The sequence below is a fragment of the Streptomyces silaceus genome (assembly GCF_001419745.1).
Classification (GTDB): domain Bacteria; phylum Actinomycetota; class Actinomycetes; order Streptomycetales; family Streptomycetaceae; genus Streptomyces; species Streptomyces silaceus.
Map to the genome: position 1 here is coordinate 1 of NZ_LIRJ01000428.1, position 8,430 is coordinate 8,430.

The 8,430-nt window shown below is 73.1% G+C and carries 9 protein-coding genes; 1 reads left to right on the forward strand and 8 read right to left on the reverse strand.

What is annotated here, in order from left to right; genetic code table 11:
- The 3 genes from AOK22_RS32460 to AOK22_RS32470 form a co-directional block, all read right to left on the reverse strand.
- A partial coding sequence (locus AOK22_RS32460) for a sensor histidine kinase (protein WP_055702296.1) occupies positions 1-1,058 on the reverse strand: 1,058 nt, incomplete at its 3' end.
- 90 nt (positions 1,059-1,148) lie between these two features.
- Entirely contained in the window at positions 1,149-1,412 is a 264-nt protein-coding gene (locus AOK22_RS32465; protein WP_055702297.1) for a hypothetical protein, read from the reverse strand.
- 56 nt (positions 1,413-1,468) lie between these two features.
- Positions 1,469-2,416: an ion transporter gene (locus AOK22_RS32470; RefSeq protein WP_055702298.1), complete on the reverse strand. Its 948-nt coding sequence runs from the start codon at positions 2,414-2,416 to the stop codon at positions 1,469-1,471.
- Between the two features lie 137 nt (positions 2,417-2,553).
- Between AOK22_RS32470 and AOK22_RS32475 the strand changes: the two genes are divergently transcribed.
- A complete protein-coding gene (locus tag AOK22_RS32475) occupies positions 2,554-4,509 on the forward strand; it encodes an NAD-binding protein (protein ID WP_055702299.1) in 1,956 nt (651 codons plus the stop codon).
- A 22-nt stretch (positions 4,510-4,531) separates the two neighbouring features.
- Here the strand turns inward: AOK22_RS32475 and AOK22_RS32480 are convergent, their stop codons facing one another.
- The 5 genes from AOK22_RS32480 to AOK22_RS32500 form a co-directional block, all read right to left on the reverse strand.
- Complete coding sequence (locus AOK22_RS32480) at positions 4,532-5,185, reverse strand: SRPBCC family protein (RefSeq protein WP_055702300.1); 654 nt, start codon at positions 5,183-5,185, stop codon at positions 4,532-4,534.
- Positions 5,178-5,588 carry an ArsR/SmtB family transcription factor gene (locus tag AOK22_RS32485; RefSeq protein WP_055702301.1) on the reverse strand — a complete coding sequence of 137 codons (411 nt, stop codon included), beginning with the start codon at positions 5,586-5,588 and terminating at the stop codon, positions 5,178-5,180. Before AOK22_RS32485 ends, AOK22_RS32480 begins: the two co-directional genes overlap by 8 nt.
- Positions 5,589-5,709: 121 nt before the next feature.
- A complete protein-coding gene (locus AOK22_RS32490; RefSeq protein ID WP_055702302.1) occupies positions 5,710-6,576 on the reverse strand; it encodes an AraC family transcriptional regulator in 867 nt (288 codons plus the stop codon).
- Positions 6,577-6,660: 84 nt separating this feature from the next.
- Positions 6,661-7,263, reverse strand: a complete 603-nt coding sequence (locus AOK22_RS32495; RefSeq protein WP_055702303.1) for a DUF6817 domain-containing protein — start codon at positions 7,261-7,263, stop codon at positions 6,661-6,663.
- Between the two features lie 246 nt (positions 7,264-7,509).
- On the reverse strand, positions 7,510-8,367 hold the full coding sequence (locus AOK22_RS32500; protein ID WP_055702304.1) for an MBL fold metallo-hydrolase: 858 nt from the start codon (positions 8,365-8,367) through the stop codon (positions 7,510-7,512).
- Between the last annotated feature and the right edge of the window lie 63 nt (positions 8,368-8,430).

Here is an 8,430-nt window from a genome sequence, read left to right on the forward strand (position 1 = left end):
GCGCCGGGACCGCCCGGCCCCTGCCCGCCGTCCCCCTTCCCGTCGTCGACCACCTCGACGCACAGGCGCCGCTCCCGCAACCCGACCGAGACGGCGGCGTGCCGAGCGCCCGCGTGCTTCACGACGTTCGTCAGCGCTTCCTGCACGATCCGGTAGGCGGCCAGGTCGACCATGCGCGGCAGGCCCGCCGATGCGGGCACGTCCTGCCGCAGCGCGATGTCGATCCCCTTGCCCGTGAGGCCGGACACCAGGTCCGGGATCCGGGCGACGCCCGGCGCCGGGGCGGTGCTCTCGCCGCCCGGCTCGCGCAGCACGGACACCGTGGCGCGCAGCTCCCGTACGGCCTCCTTGCCCGCGTCGCGCACCGTGCGCATCGCCTCCCGTGCCACGTCGGGCCTGCGGTCCAGCGCGTCCAGGGCGAGCCCTGCCTGCACGGTCATGGCGGCCACCGTGTGGGCCACCACGTCGTGGAGTTCCCGGGCGACGCGGGTCCGTTCCTCGGCCACGCGGCGCGCTGCCTCCCGCTCCCGGTCGGCCTCCGCGCGCTCGGCCCGCGCCGCGTACTCGGCCAGCAACTGCCGCCGCGTCCGCACCACTTCGCCCAGCAGCAGCGGGACGAGCGGCCACACCATCTCCAGGACGGGCAGCCCCTGCGGATTGACGACGTCCTTGCCCACCGTCAGGGCGACGACGCCGGACGCGCCCGCGGCGATCGGCGCGGCCCAGGCGGTACGGCGCCGACTGCCCTGGACGGCGACGGTGTAGAGGGCGACGATCACCGGCAGGTTCAGCAGTTCGCCGATGTGCCCGTACAGCGCCCAGCCCGCGCAGGCCGCCCCCGTCACCAGGGCCACCGCGACGGGCCACCTCCTGCGCCACAGCAGCGCGCACAGGGAGAGGGCGAACAGCAGCCAGGAGAACCCGTCCGCCTGCCGGTACCCCGGCTCGTTCACCGCCAGGTCGGCGCCGGCGAACAGACCGACGACCACCGCGACCAGCAGGTCCACCGACTGCGGCGGCAGCGCCCGCGCACGGGCCACAAGGCGGTCGAAGGTCATCACGCCCTCACCGTAGGCGTCCCGCGTCGGCCTCGCATACGACCACGGGAGTAGCCCGGAGCGGATCATCCGGGAGGAACCCGGTGCGGATCAGCGGCGGCCCTTGAGGCGCTCCACCCCTACGACGCCCAGGGCGGCGAGGCCGACCTGGATGGCCAGTTCGATCCAGTCGATGCCCTTGGTGTCGGCGACGTCGAAGGCGGCGGCGACGGCCGTGCCGACGAGCGCGGCCGCGATGCCGACCAGGATCGTCCACGCGATGCCGATGCGCTGGCGCCCCGGGATGGCCAGGCGGCCCAGGATTCCGATGACGATGCCGATCACGATCGCGGTGAAGATGCCGGAGATCTCCATGCCGGTCCGCCTCTCCCTCTTTCGACGCTTCCGTCTGTTTCTACGCTCCTGTCGATTTACGTGTTCCCTGACATCGGCGACACACTCTCCTCCCCGCCGGACCGGCGGGGCGCGGCGAAGGCGGCGAGGCTGTCCTCCAGTTCGTCGAGGGCCCTGCGGGCCACGGCGATCCGGACCCGCACGTCCGCCTCCGACACGGGCACGGGCGCGGGGACGGGGGCGGAGGCAAGGGCAGGGGCCGGCGCTTCCCGCGCCTCGCGCTCCTCCATCGTGCGGGCCTCGTCGAGGGAGGTGATCACGACGCCGATGAGGACGTTGACCAGCACGAACGAGGCGATGAGGACGTACGAGGCGTAGTAGAGGATGCTCCAGCGGGAGATCTCGAGGCCCGCGCGGACCGCGTCGCCGAGTCCGTCGAGGGTCATCAGCAGGAACAGGGTGAGCACGGCGCGGCCGATCGAACCGAAGTGCTCGGGGTCGGCGTCGCCGAAGAAGACCCAGCCCACCATCGCGTACACGTAGAGCAGTAGCCCGCCGACCAGCAGGAAGCTGACCGTTCCCGGCAGGCTGCGGCCCACCGCGACCAGGACGATGCGCAGTTGGGGCAGGAAGCGGGCGGCGCGCAGCACCCGGGCGAGGCGCAGCAGCCGCAGCACGGTGGCGTTCTCCCGGACGACGGGCAGGAACGCGCACACCACGACGGCCAGGTCGAAGAGATTCCACGGGTCGCGCCAGAAGTCGCGCGGACGGTCCGCGTGGGATGCGATCCGCAGGAGCATCTCCGCGGTGAAGACCCCCAGGAAACAGTGCTCGAGCAGCTTCAGCTCGTCGTCGAAGCGGTCGGTGACACCGCTGTACGTCTCCACACCGAGTACGGCGGCGTTGGCGAGGATCAGGGCGAAGACGGTGACGGCGAACCAGCGCGCCTCGACGACGGCACGGCAACGGGCGGCGAGGGCGGCGCGGCGTGTGCTCTCGGGTAACGGGATCGTGTTGCTGTTCACGGGACTTGGATCTTACGCGGACGGACTCCTTTCAAGATCCATCAGACGGGAAACCCGTGGTGAACGAGTGAACCGCGGGAACCGGCGGGCGCCCCGCCGTGGTCTCTCATGACGTGTCCTCCTCACTCCCCTCACAGATGCAACAGCCCCCGCCCACCGGCCACATGGTCGTGTGCGGCGACGACGCGCTCGCCGAGCGGCTGGCCGCGGAGCTGCACACGGTCTACCGCGAGACCGTCACGGTCGTCGTGCCGTCCGCGCGGGCGAGCGACGCGACGCCGGCGGGGTCGGCCGGGCGGGCCGCCACCGCTCTGCTGGGCCGCCTGCAGGCCGTCATGGCCAGGGCGACGCGTGCCGCGCCGGACGGAGTCGCGCCGGAGCCGCGGGTTCTCGAATCCCCGGCCCCCGACGAGGCGACCCTCGTCGAGGCGGGCGTGCGCGAGGCCGCCGCGCTGGCCCTCGTGCATGACGACGACGAGACGAACATCCATGCCGCGCTGGCCGCCCGCCGTCTCAACCCGCGTCTTCGCCTGGTGATCCGCCTCTACAACCGCAAACTCGGCCAGCACCTGGAGGAACTGCTCGACCAGGCGTCCGCGGTCGCCGCGCCCGGCCTCGACCTGACCACGGTGGACACCTCCACCACCGTGCTGTCCGACGCGGACACCGCCGCCCCGGCGCTCGCGGCGACCGCGGTCGCCGGGACCAGCAAGGTCGTCCACGCCGACGGCCTGTTGCTCCGCGCCGTGGAACGCACTCCGCCGGGGCACGGGCAGGTCGCCGACCCGGGCCTGTGCACCCTCGCCCTGCTGTCGGCGACCACCAACGACCCGGCGGGCGCGGAGGGTTCGGACGACGACGACCAGGAAGAAGGGCCGCAACTGCTGCCCGACGCCCGGACGGTGGCCGGCGCGACGGGCCGCGGCACCGTCGTCCTGGAGACCGTCTCGCACGCCGGGCCCGCGCAGACGCCGGTTCGCCTCACGCGGCGCGGGCTCCCGTTCGGCTCGTTCTTCTCTCCCCGGCTGCGCTGGTCGCTGGCCGGGCTCACCGCCTGCGTCCTCGGCCTGGCGGTGGCGAACTGGGTGGCGGTGCCCGGCGCCCACCCGCTGCACGCCGGTTACCTCACCCTGCTCGACCTCTTCGCCATCGACGACCCCGCGCTCGACGAGCCCGCCTCCCGCCAGATCCTCCAACTCCTGTCCGGTCTGGCCGGGTTGCTGTTCCTGCCCGTCCTTCTGGCGGCCGTCCTGGAAGCGCTGGGCACGTTCCGCAACGCGGCCGCCCTGCGCCGGCCGCCCCGCGGGCTCTCCGGCCACGTCGTCCTGCTCGGCCTCGGCAAGATCGGCACCCGTGTGCTCGCCCGGCTGCGCGAGATGGACATCCCCGTGGTGTGCGTGGAGGAGGACCCGGACGCGCGCGGTGTCCCGCTCGCCCGTCGCCTGCGCGTCCCGACGGTCATCGGGGACGTCACCGACGAGGGCGTCCTGGAGTCGGCGAAGGTGCACCGCGCCCACGCCTTGATGGCCCTGTCGAACAGCGACACCACCAACCTCGAGGCGGCGCTGTACGCACGCTCCCTGAAGCCCGACCTCCGCGCCGTGCTCCGTCTGTACGACGACGCGTTCGCCACCGCGGTCTACCGCACCCTGCGCGCCGCGCACCCCGCTGCGCTCACCCGCAGCCGGAGCGTCTCCACGCTCGCCGCGCCCGCCTTCGCGGTGGCGATGATGGGCCGTCACATCCTCGGCGCGATCCCCGTCGAGCGACGGGTCCTGCTCTTCGCCGCCCTCGACGTCGCGGGCCATCCGCAGTTGGAGGGCCGCACCATCGAGGAATCGTTCCGGGCCGGATCCTGGCGGGTGCTCGCCCTCGACTGCGCGGCGCCGGACGACCGCCTGCCCGACCTGACCTCCGCGCCGCCCGAGGACGGCACCGAGCATCCGGCCGGGCTGGTGTGGGACCTGCACCCGGGCTACGTACTGCGCCCGGAGGACCGGGTCGTCCTGGCCGCCACCCGCCAGGGCCTGGCCGAGCTGCTCGGACGGCGGCCCCGGGTACGCTCCTCCCACGCTTCCGGCACGCGTCCATGAGGAACGCGGACACCGGCGCGGGTCAGGGCCGGGAGGCGGGCGGCACGTAGAAGTTCGTGGTGGCCGACGTCATCGCGGCGGCCGTGCCGGCGGGCGTGCCGTAGGCCTCGTTCGCCCGGCCCCAGGCCTCGCTGCTGGCCGTCAGGAACGTCCGCGCCTCCTCGGACTCGCTCCACTCCTGCGTCGCCTCGCGGTCGAACGCCTCGCCCTCGGCGAGGTACTTCTCCAGGCCGACCAGACCGAGGTCCCAGCCGACGCCGGTGGCGCCGGGGCCGTAGGTGTCCCAGAACTCCGGGTCGACGACGGCCACGTGCTCCAGCTCGAAGAGGGTGCGTTCCTCGCCCTCGGGCGTCAGGCGCACCTCGACCTCGCTGAAGTCGCCCTCCTTGGGCTCTCCGAGGATCCAGCTGACCCTCAGCAGTCGCGGCGGCTCGCAGCGCAGCACCTCGCCGCCCGCGTTGCCCTCCAGTGCGTAGTGGCCGCCGAGCTTCAGCTCGCCCGTGACGGGCAGGAACCAGCGCCCGAGGCGCTCCGCGTCGGTGCACGCCTCCCAGACGTCGTGGATTCCGGCGTCGTAGGTGCGGCGCATGACGATGCTGCGGCCGGTGCCCTTGGGGGTCCTGGTGTCCCGCACCTGGCGGTGCATGGCGTTGATCCGGTCGACGATGTCACCCATCGGAGGTCTCCTCGCTCTCGCTCGTGACGGTACGACGGTCCGTACCGCGCTCACCGCCCCCTTGTGTGCCGTCGTGCGACCGCCTGGCGCGCTTGCCGCGGGCCAGTTCCGTACCGAGCGCGTCGAGGCGCTGCTCCCAGAAGCCGCGGAAGCGCTCCAGCCAGGCGTCGACGTCGCGCAGCGGGGCCGCGTCGACGGCGTAGAGCCGCCGCGCGCCCTCGGCGCGCACCGTCGCGAAGCCGCTCTCGCGCAGCACCCGCAGATGCTGGGACACGGCCGGCTGGGAGATCGCGAACTCCTCGCGGATCGTCGCGGTCACCGCCCCGGAGGTCTGCTCGCCCTCGGCCAGCAGTTCCAGGATGCGTCGCCGGACGGGATCACCCAGCACATCGAATGCGTGCACGTCCCGAGCATGCCACCAGCACCTTATATAAGTCAACTCTTATATAAGGTGCCGGTGGGCCACCGGTCGGCCGCCACCCCAGGGGCGGTAAGCCGCCGAGGAACCTCTCCGGTGCGGCCGTTCAGACCTCCACGCGCTCCACCGGAATCCACAGCTCCGCGTCCGCCTCGGACCCGTCCGGCGACACCCGCACGCTCAGGATCTCCGGCCCCGGACGGCTCCGGTACGGGTTGGACGGGAACCACTGTGTGAACACGTCCCGCCACAGGTACTGGAGCGCCTGCGGGAACGGGCCGGAGTTCTCGAAGACGGCCCACGTCCCCGCGGGAACGGTGAGCGCGTCCAGGTCGTCGGGGACCTCCGCCCGGGTCACCACCGCGTGGTAGTAGTCGAGTTCGGTGCCCTCGGCCCGGCTCGGGTCGAGGTCGTCGCTCACCGCGACGATCCCCTTCGGTTCCTGGTCGGACAGCTCGGCGATGCGCCGGACCGTCTCCTGGTCGATGCCCCGGACGAACTCGGCGATCGCGGGGTTCACCCCTTCATGGACGAGCGGAACGCGGGCCTTCCTGCCGACCACGCGGAACTCCTCCTTCTCCACGACCCGGTATCGCATGCTGCTGCTCCCTTCGACGACGAGACGGAAGGACATACGTGGCTGGGAGTGCAGAGCGGCACCGGTGCGCCGGGCCTCGCCCGGACCCACGCCGTGCATGGCGCGGAACGCACGCGCGAACGCCTCGCCCGAGGTGTAGCCGTAGCGCACCGCGATCTCCAGCAGCGTCCGCTCACCGGCGAGCACCTCGGCACCCGCGACGGTCAGCCGCCGGCGCCGGATGTACTCCGAGAGCGGGACCCCGGCCAGCGCGGAGAACATCCGCCGGAAGTGGTACTCCGACGTCACCGCGATCCGCGCCAGCTCGGACACCTCGATCCGCCGGTCGAGATGCGACTCGATGTGCTCCAGGGCCCGGTTCAGCTGCTCAAGCACTCCTGCCTCCTTCCCTTGTGTTCATCACGTTAGGAAGGGACCACTGTGCCGGACCCGACATCCTGTGCCCGTTGCGGTCGGGTGTCAGACGCCGCCGAGTTCCCTCTCGCAGGCCTGCCACGCGGCGTCGGTCAGCCAGGGGCGGAGCCTGGTGAACAGACCCATCAGGTCGGCACCCCACCGCTCACGGAAGGCACCGTCGACGCAGGCGATGTCCAGTTCGTTCGCCGCCGTCAGCTCGGCGAAATCCCGGCTCCGGCGCGGGCCGGGGATCCCTGTGCGACCGGTGAAGCGGTCGTGGAAGCGGATCGTCCGCCCGGTGGGTGCCGTTCGGCGGTCGGGCGCGGCCGACTCGCCGGTGGGTGTCGTGGTGAGGCTCGCGTACGTCGCCTGCCGGTCGCAGCTCGCGTAGAGGAACACGATGGCCTCGGCCTCCGTGCCGATGACGTCGCGCAGGCGGCGGCGGTCGGCGGGCGGCAGCAGCACAGGGGCGAAGCCGCCGGTGCCGTACGTCGCGTGGCACAGGCCCGCGAGCCGCAGCGCGGGGCGGGCGCCCCACTGGTCGAGCCGGTCCCGCACGCGGCCGAGGTGGGCCAGGAGGGTTCCGCCGGGATGGTCGAGCCGCCCCGCGCCCAGGTCGGTCAGGAGACGGTGCGCCGCGTGGGCCGGGCCGTCGGTCGGCGTCATCGACTCCGCTCCTTCGTGGGGGCCGTGAGGGCCGTGGGGGTTGCAGGGGCTGTGGGGCCGGTGGGGGCCATGAGGCCCGCGCGCCCCGAGGAAGAGGTCGGCACCCGGCCTGCGCCCGGCGCGCCGTCCGGAGCGGGACGCCTGGCTCGGCCGGGTTGCCGCCCCGGGCCCGAAAGGATCGTCCCGCGCGCCCGAATACCAAGTCAATCCTCGGGTTTACTGCTCTCCCCCAAGCCTGGCCTTGGATCATCCCGACTCCCGGGACTCCACGGCGGGCACGAAGGCCCGGTTGAGGTGAGGCGTCGCCAGGACCGCCCGGGTGCGGCGCGCCTCGGCCAGCAGGCGTTGTCTGCTCTGCCGCGCGGCCTCCTTGTCGCGTTCGAAACCGTAGGACACGGCCGGGTTCGCGAGCTGCACCGCGTGCACGAGTACGTCGCCCGTGACCATGATCCGCCGCGCACCGCCCTCGACGAGCACCGACTGATGCCCCGCGGTGTGGCCGGGTGTCGGCACGAGGGTGACCGCGCCGCCGTGCCCTCGCCCCGCACCACTGCCACCACGGGCGCCGCTCAAGAGCCGTACCCGGCCGTCGACTTCGTCCAGGAGCCCGGCCGCGCGCAAGGGGCCGACGACGTACGACATCGCGCTGTCGTGCTCCCCCAGTGTGGCGGTCTCCGCGCGCTGGACGACATGCCGTGCCTCCGGGAACATCGGCGTCCGGTCCGGCGCAACGGCCCATCCGTAGTGGTCCTCGTGCAGATGGGTCAGGACGACGGTGTCCACGTCGGACGCACCGATGCCCGCCGCCGTCAGCACTTCGGGCAGCTGGCCGGGTACGGGCGCCCACCCCGACGCGGGGCTGCCGGCGGGTCCGATCCCGGTGTCCACGAGCGTGACGCGCCCGCCCGGCCCGCGGATCGCGTAGCACCGGAAGTCCAGCTCCCAGGTGTCGTCCGGGCCGAACGCCGCCGGATCGATCCGCTCGGCCCGCCGCCAGTCGGACGCCGTCGCGCCCGCGAAGTGGTCCTGCCGCTTGCCGGGGAACGGCCCGTGCGCGTCCAGGAGCGCCAGTACCTCGAAGGTCCCGGCCCGCCGCGCGATCACCCGCGACTCCCGGACTCCCGCCGCATGCGCCGCGCCGCCGCCCGCCAGGACCTGCCCCCACCC